The organism is Enterobacter sp. PL_is379 (assembly GCF_055817355.1).
On record NZ_JBVPGT010000029.1, the window covers coordinates 110,463 to 128,589 of the forward strand.

The 18,127-nt window shown below is 50.0% G+C and carries 12 protein-coding genes; all 12 read right to left on the bottom strand.

The window, feature by feature from the left end; translation table 11 throughout:
- Positions 1 to 13: 13 nt before the first annotated feature.
- On the bottom strand, positions 14 to 1,609 hold the full coding sequence (gene tssA / locus AC0TOY_RS13055; RefSeq protein ID WP_024907649.1) for a type VI secretion system protein TssA: 1,596 nt from the start codon (positions 1,607 to 1,609) through the stop codon (positions 14 to 16).
- On the bottom strand, positions 1,609 to 5,031 hold the full coding sequence (locus AC0TOY_RS13060; RefSeq protein WP_473721931.1) for an ImcF-related family protein: 3,423 nt from the start codon (positions 5,029 to 5,031) through the stop codon (positions 1,609 to 1,611). The genes tssA and AC0TOY_RS13060 overlap by 1 nt, the downstream gene beginning before the upstream one ends.
- Before the next feature lie 21 nt (positions 5,032 to 5,052).
- Positions 5,053 to 6,234 (bottom strand): hypothetical protein, encoded by a 1,182-nt coding sequence (locus AC0TOY_RS13065; RefSeq protein WP_061714699.1) that lies wholly within the window; start codon positions 6,232 to 6,234, stop codon positions 5,053 to 5,055.
- Positions 6,235 to 6,236: 2 nt separating this feature from the next.
- Positions 6,237 to 6,494, bottom strand: coding sequence for a PAAR domain-containing protein (locus tag AC0TOY_RS13070; RefSeq protein ID WP_071994475.1), 258 nt, complete (start codon positions 6,492 to 6,494; stop codon positions 6,237 to 6,239).
- A gap of 147 nt (positions 6,495 to 6,641) precedes the next feature.
- Positions 6,642 to 7,037, bottom strand: a complete 396-nt coding sequence (locus AC0TOY_RS13075; protein WP_024907646.1) for a hypothetical protein — start codon at positions 7,035 to 7,037, stop codon at positions 6,642 to 6,644.
- Positions 7,038 to 7,107: 70 nt separating this feature from the next.
- On the bottom strand, positions 7,108 to 8,079 hold the full coding sequence (locus AC0TOY_RS13080; RefSeq protein WP_228117548.1) for a formylglycine-generating enzyme family protein: 972 nt from the start codon (positions 8,077 to 8,079) through the stop codon (positions 7,108 to 7,110).
- A complete protein-coding gene (locus AC0TOY_RS13085; RefSeq protein WP_473721932.1) occupies positions 8,076 to 9,047 on the bottom strand; it encodes a formylglycine-generating enzyme family protein in 972 nt (323 codons plus the stop codon). The genes AC0TOY_RS13080 and AC0TOY_RS13085 overlap by 4 nt, the downstream gene beginning before the upstream one ends.
- Positions 9,047 to 11,359, bottom strand: coding sequence for a hypothetical protein (locus AC0TOY_RS13090; RefSeq protein ID WP_024907643.1), 2,313 nt, complete (start codon positions 11,357 to 11,359; stop codon positions 9,047 to 9,049). Before AC0TOY_RS13090 ends, AC0TOY_RS13085 begins: the two co-directional genes overlap by 1 nt.
- A gap of 13 nt (positions 11,360 to 11,372) precedes the next feature.
- On the bottom strand, positions 11,373 to 13,883 hold the full coding sequence (locus tag AC0TOY_RS13095) for a type VI secretion system Vgr family protein (RefSeq protein WP_473721933.1): 2,511 nt from the start codon (positions 13,881 to 13,883) through the stop codon (positions 11,373 to 11,375).
- A gap of 291 nt (positions 13,884 to 14,174) precedes the next feature.
- The gene (locus tag AC0TOY_RS13100; protein ID WP_061714694.1) at positions 14,175 to 14,816 is read right to left on the bottom strand and encodes a hypothetical protein; all 642 of its coding nucleotides are present in this window, start codon (positions 14,814 to 14,816) and stop codon (positions 14,175 to 14,177) included.
- Positions 14,817 to 14,841: 25 nt separating this feature from the next.
- Positions 14,842 to 17,475, bottom strand: coding sequence for a type VI secretion system ATPase TssH (gene tssH, locus AC0TOY_RS13105; protein ID WP_473721934.1), 2,634 nt, complete (start codon positions 17,473 to 17,475; stop codon positions 14,842 to 14,844).
- A 157-nt stretch (positions 17,476 to 17,632) separates the two neighbouring features.
- Positions 17,633 to 18,124 carry a type VI secretion system effector Hcp gene (gene hcp, locus AC0TOY_RS13110; protein WP_023325816.1) on the bottom strand — a complete coding sequence of 164 codons (492 nt, stop codon included), beginning with the start codon at positions 18,122 to 18,124 and terminating at the stop codon, positions 17,633 to 17,635.
- Positions 18,125 to 18,127 lie beyond the last annotated feature (3 nt).

The following is an 18,127-nucleotide window of genomic DNA, read 5'->3' on the forward strand; positions in this document are numbered from 1 at the left end:
TGCTCCTGTGCATTTAACCGCAAAGCACGGCACCACGTGCTGGATCGACAGCGATCAGCCCGGCAAGTAACTTGTCCATTAACGGTGTAAGTCGTGCCTTATCAGCCTCACTGCGGCCGGCTTTCAGGCGCAGGAGTTTCAGATGACGGGCCTGTACCTCGAACAGCAGCTCAGGCTCCCAGTTGCTGAGAGTCACGTCTCTGGCGCGATCACCCAGTTCAGCAAACAGATGCATCGCCAGCTCATTTTTACCGTACTGCTCAGCAATGCGGCCCATCAGCAGACGTAACAGCCACTTCTGGCGATCGGTGGTCACACCCGGGCGCTTCTGTAGCCAGGCCAGCGCAGTATCCGGGCCTTCACTGTCCGCCAGCACCACGGCTTCTGGCTCCAGCGCCAGAATGTCATCATTGCTGGCAGACATCTGAGCGGATGGGGTGTCATTGCCCCACCCGCCAGTTGTGTCCATCACGCTTTGCTGGATCCAGTTCAGCGTTACTTCATCCGCAAATGGCGTTCCGTCACTGAACGCGAGCGTTTCCAGACCGGACAGACGGGTGAGCAACCCTTTCAGGTCAGCGGCAATAATGCCAGCCAGAGTGTCCTGACCTGATTTCGTCAGGGCCTGGTGGATGTACCACTGCAAATCCAGCCAAAGGTGATTAGCACCGCGGGAAAAGGCGCTATCTGCCGTTTCAAGCATCTCTACCCAGTTCTGCTGCAGATAGAGACGTTTAAGTAACGCGCGCTGGTCTGCTCTTGGCGGTTCGATGCGGGTACGGCCCTGCGCATCCGGGGCCGGAATTGCCCGCAGAGTATCGTGACGCAGGCTCTTCATCAGATGGTGTGCGGACAGCCACCCGTCCGGCTGTTCGCGCAGATATTCGGCGAGCGTGCGGGCCTGTGCCAGCAAATCCTGACCGGAGGTGATACGTCCGATGACCGGGGCATCGTAGTGGCTAGCAGTCGCAGGGGTTTCGCAGGCACTGGCGTTCTGCGGCACAACCGCATCCACACCACCCGCTTTCTGCAAGCGGCTTTCAAGAGCACCATACAGCGTATTGAGTTCCGGTCGGATTTCATCCGGCTCATTTTCCGTCAGTTGCTCTATCAACAGCAGTGCCCCGGTGGTACGTATCGCATCGTTCCTGACCACTTCGGGGTACAGGGAAAGAGAGTCAGTCATTCGCGATCCCGCCAGCCATTCCAGTGCCGCCTTACGGCTGCGCTCACGCTGTGGATGCAGTTGTGTACCAAAGCGCTCCAGCAGGCCGCACAGCAGTTCAAGACCTTCAGCGAGCCCCTGCTCACCTTCGCGGTGCAGCTTTGCCCAGCAGTAGTAGGTGGCCACACGGATATCTTTGGCGGTCGTGGTCAGAAGCTTCTCTGCAAGCTGGCAGATAAGTTCGGTATCTGCACCTGAGAGTTTGTTGACCTCCTCGCGCATCTGCTGAAAGTCATCGTCATAACCCGGGTCGTCACCCTGAGGAGATGGACCGGACAGCGGCTGCAGCCAGCTATCCCAGAGCCTAACCCGCTCACGGGTGGTCGCAAGGAGTGGTTCCTGCTCAGTCTGGCAGGCGCGGAGTAAAGCGTTGAGCGTGCTCATCAATATACGTCCTCTGTATCATTGCTTGCGCTGGCGACCTGGTCTGATGCTGCCACGCCTTTCGTGCTGAAGATGGTCTCTGGCAGGCGGAAATTACGCAGTTTCAGCAGCGCCAGAGGACCCTCTCCCGCTTCGGTACGCAGGGTGTAATTGAGTGTTCGACCGTCCTGCGCCGTCCAGCTCAGACTGTAGCTGCTACCCACGCCCGAATAAGCACTGACGGCAGCTTTGTCGAGCAGTCGTATCCAGCCCCAGGCGCCTGGAATATCCGCATACTGACGGGTGCCTGCCTGGGTGCTTATCCAGCTCAGGTTCGCACCAGGAGCCTCAGTATCCGCAGGCCAGGTGAAGCGCTTCCAGGCTGGCATCTGGTTAACGTATATCAGCTTCTGGCTGTCGATAATCATGGTGGTCTGCATCACGCCATCGGCAGTACCTGGACGTAGTTCGAAGTTCATCCCTGCATTGCCTTCGGTGAAGGCCACATCGGAGATATGACTCAGGGTGTTAATGGCATTGAGGAACTCTGGGTTAAAGGCCAGCCCCTGCGAGTTGATGCTGTCCGGCACCCAGTGGTTTCCTTCTTTGTGCAGCACGCCTTTGAGACGGGTCTGCAGGAACTGAGCGATACGCCCGGAATCCGCGTTGAGGTATTTGGCCAGCAGCGGCAACGAGACATCACTACTTGAGTTGTTAAACGGATAGCGGCTACCAAAGGCACTGTTCCACTCAGCCACTACCGCCTGCTGCCACTGGGCATTGAGGCTGTTGGCCGCAGGGGTCAGCACCTGCTGCCAGGCCTGCTCCATTGGATTCACAAACACCGTTCGGCCAAAGCCGCTCCACTCCTGCCCCAGACCGGCGGCAATCAGGCTGCCGTAGTCGCGGGTTTCGGTGAGGTCCACGGCTTTACCCTGAAATACGGTCTGGGCAATGGTCTGGGTCATCGCCTGCGGGTCGGCGGCATTGGTCACCTGCTGCAGACGCAGACGCACCTGCGTCACACGTGTCAGATACGACTGCAGTCTCTGCTCTTGTGCTCCCGTGCGGCTTTTATCCATCAGTGCCAGGACCGGGCCAAAGGTCGCATCAAGCGGGCCATGAACACCGGCACTTTGGTCAATGGCATCTTTGTTGTCGCCACCCAGCAGATTTTTGGCTGATTTCACCAGTGAATCTGATATCGCTTCGCCTGTCTGTCCGGTACGCCCCTGAACATTCAGAGTGTTCATCAGCGCCACCAGAGGCGACTGACGCACGTCGGCCATCAGGGTCAACTGGTCAATGGAGTCCGACAGCGTGGTGGCCAGGTTCCAGCGCAGGCTGTTGAGGAATTCCAGCCAGGCGCCGCCAAAATCGGCAAAATAACGCTCCGTCAGGCGATTTTTAAGTGCCTCCGGGGAGATTTCATCCTGCTTATTGACCGGACGTTTGCTGTCAGTCAGCACCCAGTCGAGTTCGTCCCGGCGCGCCTTCACCACCTTCTCGATGGCAGGCTGGACGGCCTGCTCCCAGGCCTGGCGGGTAAACATGCCTGGCACGATCTCAGTGGTGCTGAACAGGCGGGCTGCATCAGTATCGCCGGTCATATCTTCGAGACGCATATCGACATACAGATGCGCCACCTGTGATAGCATTTTCTGGTACAGAGTCGATTCGCTATTACGCACCCCCATCAGGCGAACCAGCAGGGAACGCGCCTGGCTGACCATGTTTTCATCAGCTCGCAGTTTCCACTCAGGATGTGTGACCAGTTGTGCACCATAAAACGACAGCAGCGACGGGGCCACGCCTAGCCAGATACCGTCCTTCACACCGTCACGCTTCAGCCAGTCCTGAAGCAGCACCGTGCTAAACCAGGCACCATCCATATGCTCAGGACGCGCCAGCATCAGGTAAAGTTTCAGCTGGTCATAGGTCGCTTTTGCCTTCTGCTCGCGCAGCGGGCTATCCGGAGGCAGCGCGTTAAAGGCACTGATCTGCTTCTGCAGATGGTCTGCAGCCGCATCCCGCAACAGCGGCAACGCGCTGTCCTGATAGCGTGGCCAGAGTGCGGCCAGCAGGGCGTTATTCTGGCTCAGCCCGGCCTTTTCATACCACGGCACGCCATGCTCAGAGCGGTACTGCAGACGGGCCATGGTTTTCTGAAGTTCAGACAGCGCGTGCAGGCGCTGCTCCAGCGGCTGATTCTGTAGGGCGGCAAGTGCGGTCTGGGCATTCGCATCAGCAATCTGGCTGCGGTTGGTGACATACGCGATGCCCATCCACATAACCCAGCTCACCATCGTGAGCGCAGCAGCAGATGCCATTACCTTGCGCCATGGAATACCGGGCTTGCGAGGACGCAGCCCGTCAGGAAGCGTCCGGACTGATTCAGGCAGAACATTCCAGCGCTTATCCATGCCCCAGTGGTGCGGCACAGTGCGTTCTGCACCGGCTGAAGGCTGACTGAACACCACACCGGCCAGCGGCAGCGGGCGATACGGATTGAGCATCACCGACAGCGGTGCGGTCACGCTTTCCGGCTCACGAATGAGCTGATCGGCAAGGGACAGCAGGAAGTTATGCCTTACCTTGTCACAGGTCTGCTGCACACCCTGTGAGGTCAATGCCGGCGTCAGTGCCGCGAGTTGGTCAGCCAGCGCTTCCAGACTGCATCCGGCGGGCAGCAGACAACCTGTCGCCTGCACGATGCGGCCTTCCGGCTTACCGGCGCGCGGATGTAGGGACCAGACGTACAGGGGGAGTTTCCAGCCAAGCGCATCCATGCGGTTACTGATGGCATGAGACAGGGAATCCATGATGCTTTCAGAGGGAACCGGTAACGGTTGCTCCAACCCCGGCGCTAAAAGCCTATCAAATGCTGAGGTGACCCACACCATGCCATCCACCGGACGGCGGCGCAGCTTACGCAGTGCGGTCAGCCAGACACTGTCGGCTGGGGTGTTGAGGTCACCGCCCCACAACAGCAACGTGCCGCGATCTTCCTGCCAGAGCTGGGTGGTGAGGCCGGGATTCAGTTGCTCAACTTCAGCCGCCGTACCGGTTATCAGGAGGATGCGCGTTTTGCGTCCCCAGCGACGGCCATAGAGGTTGCGCATAGCAAGGTGGAGAATATTAATCGTTTCACTGCATTTTCCTTGCTCCGCACGCGATATGTGTTCCGTTTGATGACTTTTCCCGGTTAATTCACGAAGCTGTTTCATAAAACTTAAAGAAATAAACCATTGCCACAATCGGACAAATAAATCATCACAGAGTAAAATGAACAAACATAAGCCCGAGACAGCCAGGGAAGCCGCCATTTTTTTCTCTGGAGAACGAAGATAAACAAAGGGATTTTCAGTCCATATCAGTCCACCGCCTATAGCCGCAATGAGCAGTACGACTAGCCAGGTACTGAGGCGTTTTTTCTTTTTCACATCACTATCCTTTGCGTAGCATTATGCAGGGCGGACAATAGCCATTTGGGTAGTACGAGCGCCAACAAGTAACCACTGAGGCAAACCCGAAGTAACAGCATGTTCGCAAGCGCAAATCAGCGTTATATTGCCCACTGCAGCAGCTGGCCTGCCAAAGGCATCATCCAGAACCTGCTCCCCTTTTTTAGCAGTTAAAAATCCCCACTTGTCCATCATCTGAAGAACAACGGACAGTGCATCGTTTTTCACCTGGGCCCGCCAGAAATACCAGGGTAATCCAGAAGTTACTTTTCCCCAATTTGCAGTATCCGCAACACTATTTTCGGCATCTCCCACAACAACTGGGCGGTGTATCCACGCTTGCGGTTTAATATGCAGCCGCTCCATGCACAAAGGAGAAGCCAGCAATAAAGCGGATACCGATTCCGCCTGTCGATCGCGGGCCAGTAGAAATAAATTGATTTCAACGGAAAGGAGCAGCGTATCATCCTGTTTGTCGAGCCACTCATCTACCCACATCAATCCATTGTTTTCGGTACTGATGGTAATGTCGTTAACAGCATGTAATTCAGGAAAAGCTCTTCGCCAGGTAGTGAAAATTTGCTCATCTTTCAACACGCCATCATGATGAAGGCGAACAACGAAGTTACCGGTGAATTTTGCTATCTCTCCGTGTAACTGCTGGCTAACGCGGGTCAGTACCACATCCAGGAAGGACAGATACTCGGCTTCATTACGTACTTTCGATGCCGTATGGAGTGAGGCCGAAGTCAGCGTGGACTGAAGAGATGGATAATAGTTTGTCTGAAGTGCATTTGATCCCTGCAAAAGTGCTGCAGCAAGTTTGTTACTGGCAACAGGCGTGGTATAGCTCATCCCAAGCACTCCAACGGCTTGCTGCCCCAATAAAACTTGTTCATTATGCTGCTTTTGGTGTAAATGATTCCACCACATCACGCGATCTCGTTCGTTCTCATAGTGCCTTAATCTGGCAATATAACCGGCCATTCCCACCGAGAAAGGAATAAGAAGCGAACAAAACCAGAACCAGGCGGAATGCGTACTCAACCCTTTTGGCCAAAAAGAAAGCACCAATAAGGCTCCCGCAATCAGGATAATAACAATCGCTAGAACCCAGCGAGACTTACTCGGAGGTACGGGTAATGGCTCTGCCTTCGGGATCTGTTTAAGATCAACTGGCATAATTAACGTTTTCCGGCAACAAGTAATGAAGAAATGAGCGTACAACCACAGCCGCAGCGATGGCCATGTAATGCAACAGGTCTGCCATTAATTTTTGAACCTTCATCGCCCTCTGCAATAAACGTTTGACCATGCATAGGGCAGGTTACTTTATCCATCAGACAAGCAACCTCTAACCCCATAAATTTCACACCGGAACTTCCTTCAATTACAGTGCCACCGTGAGTCGTTTTATCATTAATTCGAATTACACCCTGCATAATTATTCCTTTAAACCAGATAATACATAGCCCCGAGTAACACCATCGCGATAAAGATAAGCCAGAGAAATATGGAGCGATATTTATCCACCAAGCTTTTTTTGAGTTCCCAACCTGAGCCATTGACAATACTAAATACAGGACTCTTTATATCTGATGAACTAAATTTATAAGAATACTGTTCTCCAATCGCCCCATCTTTTTTATCCCCCAGGATTTTTCAAAACTAAATTCTTTGCGACTACCCCATTGAACTTGTTTTTTTAAACCCACTGCCTCAATGCTTAGTTCAGTTTCGATATCGGTTGATTTTTCTCTGTAACTCACTCTGTTCTTTGCTTCATTAAAAATCAATGTCAGTTTGTATTGCTTCTTCAGGCCATCAACGCCGAATAACTCGATCCATTTCGCATCCACAATCTTCCATGAAGCAACTAGCTTATCTCCTTGCTCAATTACAGAAAACGGAATACCGCCATCCTGATTCAATTCCATAAGTCGACATTTTAATTCCGAAAGAGGAATAACTCGATCACTATTCATATCACCTCCTGTTATTATCGTTATAAATACCTGAAGTGTTTATAAATGAACATTAGTAAAAGTGAGTCAGTCATTCTTTTATTGGGTCAGGTGCATTAACTACACATCGAACCGTAGTGCTAACAGGATAAGGGTTATCTGTAATTCTGAAACCACGGTAAAATGTTAATCCTACATCACCGGTGGGGTCTGGGTTATTACCGCCACGCAATACTTTTCGGTATTGGCCTGTTCGCTCATCCTTAATAACAGGTTTCTCAGGCCCTTGCGGATTTTTTTTGTCGGCTACATTATAATAATTAGGATCATACCAATCCTTCACCCACTCATAACCGTTATCGGCCATGCCATAAAGTCCAAGAGGCGATGGAGGATATGCATTGACGGGAAAATGAACGGATGTGCTATTAATCCCGACCATATCCTCTACAGCCTGGCGATCCACATCCGTAGCATAATTTACTCCCTTCCCATTTTTTTTATTTTCTCGCCACACACCATCATCAGTTGCTACAAGAATATACTGACCACGGCTACGAGCAGAATATTCCCACTGAGCTTCAGTCGGGAGTGAAAAGGGTAAACCAGTTACCCTTCCCAACCAAACACAGTAATTATTGGCTTCAGTCCAATTCACTATGGCTGGACTATTTTTGAAATGATTCATTTCTGCCAATGTAGCATTCTTCCATTTTTTGTCGAATATTTGGGCAGGCAGATTATTAATTTTGAGGTAGAACTTATAGTCCTCATGGGTAACTTTAAATTTACTTATGGAAAAACTGCTCAATTCAATTTCATGAAGTGGTTTAGTATCTTTTTCTGAAGAGCAGTATGGGCCGTCTCCCCTCATTTTCTTGCAGAAATCGCCCATCCAGAAAGTCCCTCCTTTTACATAGACTAAATCCGCTTTAACACGGCTTAGATAGCGCTGAATCTCTGCTTGTTCTTGCGGGGTATGTTTTATTGAGTTCGTTGAATCATCACAACCGCAAATAATAAGAACCAATAAAATACTCCATTGCTTTTTTATATTTTTCAATTTACAGGCTCCGCATTATTAACCACGCATCGGACTGTTGTGCCATCAGGGTAATCACTATCTGGAATATTATAACCGCGGAAAAAAGTCAGACCAACATCGCCAGTAGGATCCGGATGATCTCCTCCGCGCCGCACCTTCCAGTACTGCCCGGTATCCTCATCTTTAACAACAGGTTTTTCTGGCCCCAGAGGATCTTTCCTTGGGGAGTGTTGATAATATTCAGGGTCATACCAATCCTTAACCCATTCATAACCATTATCTGCCATGCCATATAAACCGAATGAAGTTGGTGGATACTTATCAACTGGAAAAAACACAAGCAAACCATTTACCCCAAACCGTTCTTCAACTTTATTTCGGTCTTCATCAGTTGCATAGTTTTCTCCTTCTCCATTTTTCTCATTTTCTCGCCAAACCCCATCATCCGTTGCCACTAAAATATTCCTTCCACGGCTACGTGCGGCATATTCCCATTGGGCTTCAGTGGGGAGGGAAAAGGGTAATCCAGTTTCATATTTCAACCAATTGCAGTAGTTATTTGCTTCATTCCAGGTTACTATAGCAGGACTATTATTAAAGTGCGTCATTTCAGCTAATATATCATTCCTCCATTTTTTTTCGAAACGCTTCTCTGGCAAACCTGCCATTTTTAGATAAAAATTATAGTCTTCATGTGTGATTTTAAATTTACCTATCGAATAACTACTGAGTTCTACTTCATGAAGTGGTTTTGTGTCTTTCTCTGGTGAGCAGTAGGGACCACCATCCCTCATTTTCTTGCAGAAATCGCCCATCCAGAAGGTACCCGCATGGACATAGACTAAATCCGCTTTAACACGGCTTAGATAGCGCTGAATCTCTGCTTTCTCTTGCGGTGTATGCTTTATTGCACTCGCTGAATTATCACAACCACTGACAAAAACCATTAAAATGAGACTATATTTACCCAGACGATTTTTTGACATTATTCATTTCTCTCCCATTTTTGGTTATACTGGGTATCTACAGGCACAAAATGACATAACGAGGAATAAAACGGGTTTTCGTCACAGTGTAAAAAATACTGTTTCGAACAGTTCGGTGAGAATGCATATCCGTAGGCAGGGCTATTTTTCAGGCGACTCATGACTTCATCAAAATCCCTCAGGTTTAACTTATCAATAATAGCCTCGAGTTCTTTATCCCGGTTGAATCCTATCTGTAAGAATATTGCTAAATCTTCCTGAGCTAGCTTGACGATTGCCTCTTCCTTGCCAGGGCGGACGCTTCCATCTTTTGTTATGCGTGTCAACACCTTCTTCCATTCCCGCTTCGTCTGAATGCTGGACAAAATATGTAATACAGCTTTCTTTCTATTTTTATTGGGGTCAGGTAAAAAACCATCCCCCTGATTATTGATATCTATACGGTCATATGCACCGTCACCCATAAGGATATATAGAGCAATACCCTTTGCCTCAGGAGAAAATAGATACACACTGCCAGGCTTAGCATTAATCACGTTCGCAAAATCATTACGCTCTGTTGATCTACGCTTGGCATCAGTTAGCTGCGTTGATATTTTATCAATAAAATCATTAAAATCCGACTTTATATCTTCAAATTCAGCAGAAATACTCTTATAATATTCCTCATAAATAGCTCGCCCCCCCATAATCAAAACATAAGATAACGCCATAAACGCTTCTTTAGTAATTATAGTCAAATGCTTATAATCAATGCCATATAACTGATAAATAACCCAGATAGCAAACTCAGGAAACAGTTCAGGCGTAATTTCACCTTCTACCTCGCCTTTCGCACCTGCGCCCAGACAGAGGCTACCTTTAATATGGAATCTGAACTTACCTTTTACGAAACGGACTTTAAATTCACCACTCAAACCTATGCCTAACTCCGCATCGCCCCCAAGAGTTAGCGAAGCGAAATCCTGAAATTCCCCCAGATACGCTCCTTTTTTCTTCTCTGACTGACTAATGGGAGGAAGAATTTCTTTTAGCGCCGGAGAATCCAGCCCAAAGGTATGCAACATATTCGGGAGTTCGTCAACCAGCGAATCGAAAGGCTTTAACCATTGCAAAGCCCCCCCCATGCTACCACCGACTTTTGCGCCACCAAAGGCTTCCCCTTTAAGTTCCAACCCTTTTGGGTTCTCTTTGCTGTCTTTAATTGTTACGCCTTCTTTTTTTCGGGTAGCGAAACGCGAACCAGGCGTTCGGTTTCCCATCAGCAACTGCTTATTACCAAACGTAACAAACTGCAGGTTGCCTTCCGCCTGCGCCGAGGCGCCTACATACCCCCTCAACTCCCCCTCAATCTTTGCTCTCAAAATCCCAATTTTCGCTTCCTTGGTATCACTTACCATAAATTTTAGTTCCCAGCCGACCCGATCTGGAACATAAATAGTTGAATTCACTTTGCCGCAAAAGACGGTCAAAGCCGCTTTCGCCTCGCCTTTAATATGTACATTCCCCGTATCCGGGTTCCAGGTATTCAACGTTGAGGCATTAGCCGTAAGCCTCAAGAATTGCGCGCCAGCAGAAACATCAATATAATTACCGTCTTTACTATATTCTTTATATTGATTATTCCATGCATTAGCCCATTCAGTCAGCGTAGCTTCATAGCTAATATCTCCACTGACCGTCATGGTGTTATCCATCATCTGCTTGATGGCATTTTGTGCAGCAACTAGCTTAGTTTTTAACGCACCGATATTGATTCCGGTAATATTGCCTTTATCATCCTTAGTAAAGATCGCATCACCGCTGAATGTATCAACCGAAAGAATAGTAAATTTGCTTTTAAGCGCGTCATAATCAGACTGTTTTATATAAGAGTAGCAACGTCCAAACATTCCTTTATTTAAGGGTTGAACAGGAATCATCTCAATCACGGGTTTATAACCCGTACTCTCATCAAATTCACCTAGTTCAGCCTGAAGATTTTTCGTTGCTTTGTCGAGAGCAGCTTCAGCCGTAGTGATCTTATCCTCATATCCAGGCAATTTATCTTTATTCGCAATATCTTTCAGATTATTACCATAATCCTCTATTGCCTGAGAATAATTGATCTTGGCCTTATGTTGTTTATCTATTACCTCGCTAAGCTTGCTCATCAGTTTTTCAAGCTCCGCGGCATCGCCCTCATCAATAAAAATTAACTCAAGCGTCTCTATGCGAAAATAACACTGACATGACTTGTGCAGAACAACTTTAACATTTTTTTCGACTTTACTTAAAGAATGTTCCGCAACGGGTGTTCCTTGTTTGTTCACTATCCCCCCCTGATTATTCAAAAAATAATTTGATTGCTTTAGGATCCACACCATAATGGGCCTGTGTATATCCATTCTCATCCGTGACGCCACGAATAACCTGTCCATCCTCTGTCTCGATCCGATAAGGAATGTACGGTTTAGGCTGATTATTAGCCTGATCTTTTATTTGGAATCCACCATTCATAGGATTATGAAACTCGGGATCACTCACCGTCACAGGAGAAAGAGCCTGTTCAAGCGACGCACTTCCCCCCCATAAGATAGACCCGCTTTTGAGATCTATTTTACCGGGAGCTCCGATTTCCACTGCGCCGTCTTTGATTTTTATATAGGCACCACCTTTACTAGTCAGGGTTATTCCCTGAGCCGCGTTCAACACAATCTCACTGCTGACGCTGTTGAGGTTCATTGCTTTGTCAGACTGAAGTCGCATGGCATCGGTTTGCGCCTGAATATCCACTTTGCCTCTTGCGGCGAATATCTTCATCCCCATCTTTTGGGCAAATAAGCTTATGGCTTCACCCGCAGCTACAGTGAGTTTTTTCATTATGCCCATATCCACATTCTCACCTGCAGTTGCAGTCAGCGTATGACCTGCAGAAATCTGGATATTTTTTGGTGTCACAAAACCAATACCGGCAGGCGCTGAAGCCAGTAGTCCAGCCCCTTTTAATTGCGCAAGAACCTTACCAAGCTGTTGTTGAGACCCCGTATCGGCTTCCATTGCTCCGGATGCTTTGGCGCTTTCTGCCAGGGAGGTCACCAGCTGTAGCGCGTCCTGTAACTGTGCAACAGCTGCATTCATATCCAACATTTTTCCCTGCGCTTTGGGTTGATCATCGGCGCTTATGAAAATTCCTTTTCCACCCCGGATACTCACCCAGTCATCCGTTCGCAACTCAGCGCCTTCACCGCGCAATGCCCTTTCTGCATTAACCAGGTGTCCTAAATTAAGCTGCGTCTTACCCCCGTACTCCGTGCTGAGCTTGATATGCTCCTCACCCCGCTTGTCCTCCATCCTCAGCTTGTTCAGGCCGGCTGTGCGGATAACATTGCGCGTGCTGTTGGCCTCAGTGACGTGGTCGACGTGGCGGGAGTCGTGCATGGCATGGGCAATATACGGCCGATCCGGATCGCCTTCATGGAAGGCAATGGCGACTTCAGTACCCTGGATCAACGGGAAGTGGAATCCGTATTTGTCCCCACCATAAGGCTTGGCAAAGCGCACTGGCATGCTTTCCATGCCCTGCTTTTTATCATCACGGTCGGCATCAAACTTCACCCGGTACATGCCGGATGCATCCTGCCAGGCGTAGATGTCGTTATCTTTGGCACTGGTCACACGCGCCATCAGGGTGCCGCTGACCACCGGACGCTTTTTCGCGGCTGGACGCCAGCATCGGTTCTCGTAGTACGGCATCGCTACCCATGTCACTTTCAAGGCATTCTTACGGCTGCCGTAGTAGCCAGTGCGGATAATAACAACACCATTCTCCGTTTCACGGGGTAGTGTCGGCGAGATAGCGGTTTCGGTAATGGTAAGAACCTGCGCCGGGCCCAGGGTGTGGTCCGTACTGCTGCCGGTCACTGTAGTCTGGGCGGACAAAAAACGTTCATGCTCCAGACGAGCCCAGAAGTTACCGGTTTCGGTTGCAGGGGTAATTTTGTCACCCCGCTCGAGGTGACGCGGACGATAGTGATACACATCACCATAAGTGATACCGTCACCGTCGCCCCGGGTCATGTCTGCCGGGACGGACGTCAGAATATTCTGCGCTTCGCGATGGTTATAGTCGCTGGCGGTGACCGAACGTTCCACCACGTTGTGCCAGACGTGGATATCCCACACCGAGTCAACGGCATTGTCATTGGTGCCCGAAGGGCTGTTAAGTGGCAGTTTTTTATCGAATGTCCAGGCGCTCTGCTTATCCGCAAAGTGCACCACTTCAGTCTGGGTATCCGGTTGAAGGGTGAAGAAGTAAAAAATCCCCACCTCAGCCAGCAGACGTTCGATAAACGCGAGGTCACTTTCCTGGTACTGATTTATCTGTTCCCGTTTTGGGTAGGTTTGTTTAAGCTTGAATTCATATTCCCACCCCTTCAAACCATGCTCACCAAGAATTTGCTCTACCACTTCAGGCACTGATTTGTTGACGAAGAAACGGTGAGTACGAAACTGCTTATCTAGTAAGGATATAAAAGGTTCCAGAATAATTTCATACGTAACCTGATCGCGTGAACCGGCCAGGCGTCGGAAATTTGTCACCACACCATGAACAATTTTACCGACAACAGAATCTAATAGTTTCCCCACCCCCATGCTCAGCGTAGCGGTTTTACTTAACATCATTTCAGCCGTAAGATCCGGATGTGAACTGGTAAAACGAATGGTGTAATGATAGAGAGCACTCATTTGTTCTAAACCATCAAAACGTTCCACATCCAATGGATAAGGGCAGGAAGGAATATCCAGTTTATAGCGATTAAGGATACCCTCTGTTATTTTAAATGTATTTTCCATTTCTATAATTCCTGTCCTGGGTTAGAATGATATTAAATAGAACCAAACTCAACAAACATGATAAATATCATCTATAATGTTCCCATTCATCATAAATATATTTCAAGGCGAATTTATAAAGTCCATAACCTATGAGAAAGGCTACTATACCTGCCCCACCCAGAATAAAGCGGTAAGGATCGGCTGAAAAAAAGAAACAGTAGAAAGAGTAAACCATACTGATAGTTCCTAGCGTCATCCCGATACTGGCTACGATCCGTGAAATAATGATAAGTATAAAATCTTTTATATTCATAAACCTCCAAAGAAGTATTCGCAGACATTATTAAACTCTTCAGGATTTATCTTTTCAATTTCACAAGCCGTCTCATAAGGCCTAACAATGTCCTCAACAAGATAATAAAAAAGATCAAAATCACCCATACTGTTTAATTTCTCATACATTATGGGGTTTCTTTCACGCAAGTACCGCGATGTATAAATAGATCTTGATGCCTCAGCACCAACTCCCAATACACCACCAGCAACAGAACCAGAAAAAAAGGCACCAACTCCTTGAGATATAATCGCCCTTCCGAGGTTAACCCCCGTAAACTGCGAGAACATCATTTTACCTATAACACTTCCAGATATATTTCTTGAAAAATATGAAATTTTCTGCGTGTCTACATGAGAAACAAAATCATCTATAAATGGTTTAATAACCTTATAAATAACCTCATCGTTAAAAGTTACTTTTTTAACCAGTGCTGCTAACCGAAATTTATCATCCTGATTCTCTCTGCGGTGTTCCGTATCTATAAAATCATAGCCAAGATAGGCAAGGCTGACGGGTAAGGAAATAACACCTTTCGCCACAGCACCGATAAACCCAGCCCCATCGATATGAATGGCCTCAAGCATATCTCTGGCAATCTCTTTTGCGCTGTCCATAATTGCTACCTTTTAGATAAACCAGTTAATCAAACGCCAGCACAATCCCTTCTTCGTCATCCCAACCCAGCGTCAGGCTGTGTGGCTTCTGCTTCGCGGCCATGTGCGTGAGCAGCTGCTGGCTCAGCACCGGCAGAATTTGCTGATTGAGCAGGCTGTCGACGTTGCGTGCACCGGTGTCCGGCAGCAGGCAGGCTGAGGTCAGCGCGTCATAAAGACTTTCATCAATGTGCGTGCTCAGGCCGTAGTGTCGATGCAGGCGCTTGCTAACCTGTAACAGCTTCATTTCCACGATGGTACGCATAGCCGCTTCCGCCAGCGGACGGTAAATGACGATCTGGAAGCGGGCCAGCAACGCGGGCTGGAAGTGATCGCGCAGTATCGGACGCAGCAGCTCGTGAAGATCGCCTTCGCTGGCCTCCGGTTGTTCGTCGAGCAGCTGCATCAGGTGGTCGCTGCCAAGATTAGAGGTCATCAGAATAACGGTGTTACGGAAGTCGATTTCACGCCCTTCACCGTCGCGCATAAAGCCGCGGTCAAAGACCTGGTAAAACAGGTTCATCACGTCGCGGTGGGCTTTTTCGACTTCATCGAGCAAAACCACACTGTACGGTCGCTTGCGCACGGCTTCGGTCAGGATCCCCCCCTGGCCATAACCGACGTAGCCCGGCGGCGAGCCCTTTAGCTGGGAAACCGTATGTGGTTCCTGGTATTCAGAGAGGTTAATCGTAATAAGTGACTTCTCGCCGCCGTACATGACATCGGCCAGCGCAAGCACGGTTTCAGTTTTCCCCACGCCGCTCGGCCCCACCAGCAGGAATACGCCCTGCGGGCCATTCTCGGAGGTGAGACCCGCTTTTGCCGCACGCAAACGCCGGGCGATGGCCGCGAGCGCTACATCCTGCCCGACGACACGTTTACCCATTTCATTTTCCAGGATCAGCAGTTCGGTCTGGTCATCTTTCATCAGCGATGACAGCGGAACGCCTGTCCAGTCAGCAATCACGTTGGCAACGGTGCGTACATCCACATCCAGAGAGAGCAGCGGGTTGCTGTGCTGCATGCCGTTCAGTTCCTGCTGCAGCGCGTGCGTCTCGCTTTGACGGGAGATGTCCTGGCGGCTTTCCAGCAGTTGTTCGGAGAGTTTCAATTCCTGCCCGTACTGAGTTTCAAGCTCGTCGAGAGCAACGATGAGAGCGTTCTCTTCCTGCTCAATGACGGTCAGGCGTTCACCATGGCTCTGATTGCCGACAGCAATATCTTCCAGCAGCGCCTGCTTCTCTATTTCAAGTGAGGTAATCTGCGAGCGAATGCAGGTCAGCTGTTCCGGCACCGTGTCGATGCTCATGCGAACGCGCGCTGCGGCGGTGTCGAGCAGATCAACCGCCTTATCCGGCAACTGGCGGCCCGTCAGATAGCGGCGGGAAAGCGTAACAGCAGCGCGCACCGCATCGTCGGTAATGTGCACGTGATGGTGCTCGGCGTAACGGGATTTCAAACCACGGAGCATCAGGCAGGCGGTGTCGTCGTCAGGCTCATCGACTTTTACCATCTGGAAACGACGCTCCAGGGCCGCGTCGCGTTCGAAGTACTGCTTGTACTCGCTCCAGGTAGTGGCCGCAATGGTACGCAGTTCGCCACGCGCCAGCGCCGGTTTTAGCAGGTTCGCTGCATCGGCGCCCCCTGCCTGGTTGCCCGCGCCGATGATGGTATGCGCTTCATCAATAAATAGCATGACCGGGGACGGGGAGTGCTGCACCGCATCGATAACGTTTTTCAGCCGCTGTTCGAACTCGCCTTTCACGCCTGCACCGGCCTGCAGCAGGCCCAGGTCAAGGGTACGCAGAGTGACCGTTTTCAGTGATTCAGGCACATTACCCTCGGCAATACGCAATGCCAGACCTTCAACCAGTGCGGTTTTCCCAACGCCCGGCTCACCGACCAGAATCGGGTTGTTTTTGCGGCGACGAGAGAGGATATCCACCATCTGGCGGATTTCTGTGTCACGGCCAAACACCGGATCGATCTTCCCTTCCTTCGCTTTGGCGGTGACGTCGAGGGTGAATTTATCCAGCGCGTTCTGCAGCGCAGGACTCAGTTCCCCCTCTTTCATTTCCGCACCAGCCGGACGCCCGACAAACTCCACCTCACCACCATGATTCTGTGCCAGCTCGGCTTCGCGCTGCATTTCCGGACGCTCATCCGATTGCGCATCCAGCAAAGGTCGCAGACGTTCCAGCTGGCTCTGAGCAAGCGTTAACAACGGCCAAAGGCCGTCACAACGTGCCAGTTTTGGTTTTTCCACCAGCGCCATCAGCAGATGGACGCTGCGAATGTGCTCTTCGCCATTGAGCGAGGCCAGTAGCCAGGCTTGCTGCATCAGAGTCTGGATGTCATCAGAGAGCTGGGGCCGATGGCGCACGGATCGAGGTTGTCTGTCGAGCCAGCCAAGTAAATCCTGCCAGATGCCATCCATATCCCATTCATAGCGACGCGCCAGCACCGTCAGGTCACCTTCCCCCTGCTCCAGCAGCTTCAGCAGCCAGTGCTCCGGCAGAATTTCGGCATGGGCACGGGTCTGACAGAGCGAAGCTGCGCCTTCCATCGCTCGGGCACAGTAAGGGTTCAGACGACGTAACAGGATGGCTGGATTTTCCATGAGATTCTCTCTTTGTCGGTTCCTGGACACGCTACCGCCCCTCGCTGTTCACCAAAGCGCATAAGGTCAGGCAGGCAGATTGTTTTTTCTTTGCTGAGTGTCCGCATCTCAGGCACTCAGCAAAAAACTGCGGACAGGAAACCTGCCCGCATCAGGATTACGCCGTGGCGCGTTCGTTCCAGGAATCGGAATGAATGATGTTGCCGTCTTTGTAGGTCCAGGTGATTTTTTCGTAACGCAGTTCAACGCGTTCAAGGTGGTTGTGCTTCTCTTTAGAAGGATCCTTGATGTCATACATTTCAGGATTCACTTTCACTACCTTCACGTTTTCCAGTTTGGTGTTGAAGTACTCCACTTCCTGGCCCGCGTCGTTGATTTTGTACCACTTGAATTCAGCAGATTTCAGGGTCTGACCGGTGGTCACCGCCTTGTACAGATACGGGCTGGAGGAATCGATTTCCTTCGTGAACAGGAACGGCGTGTGGATACGGGTGCCGGTCAACTTGCCGGTGTTGTTGTCGGTTGGGATGTACAGGTTATGCTCCTGTGCAACCACTTCGATGCTGCCTTCACGATCCTGAACGTCAACAGACCCTTTGATGTCCGCGCCGCCGTCGTCCTTCAGCCAAAGATAAACAGGAATTGCCATGGA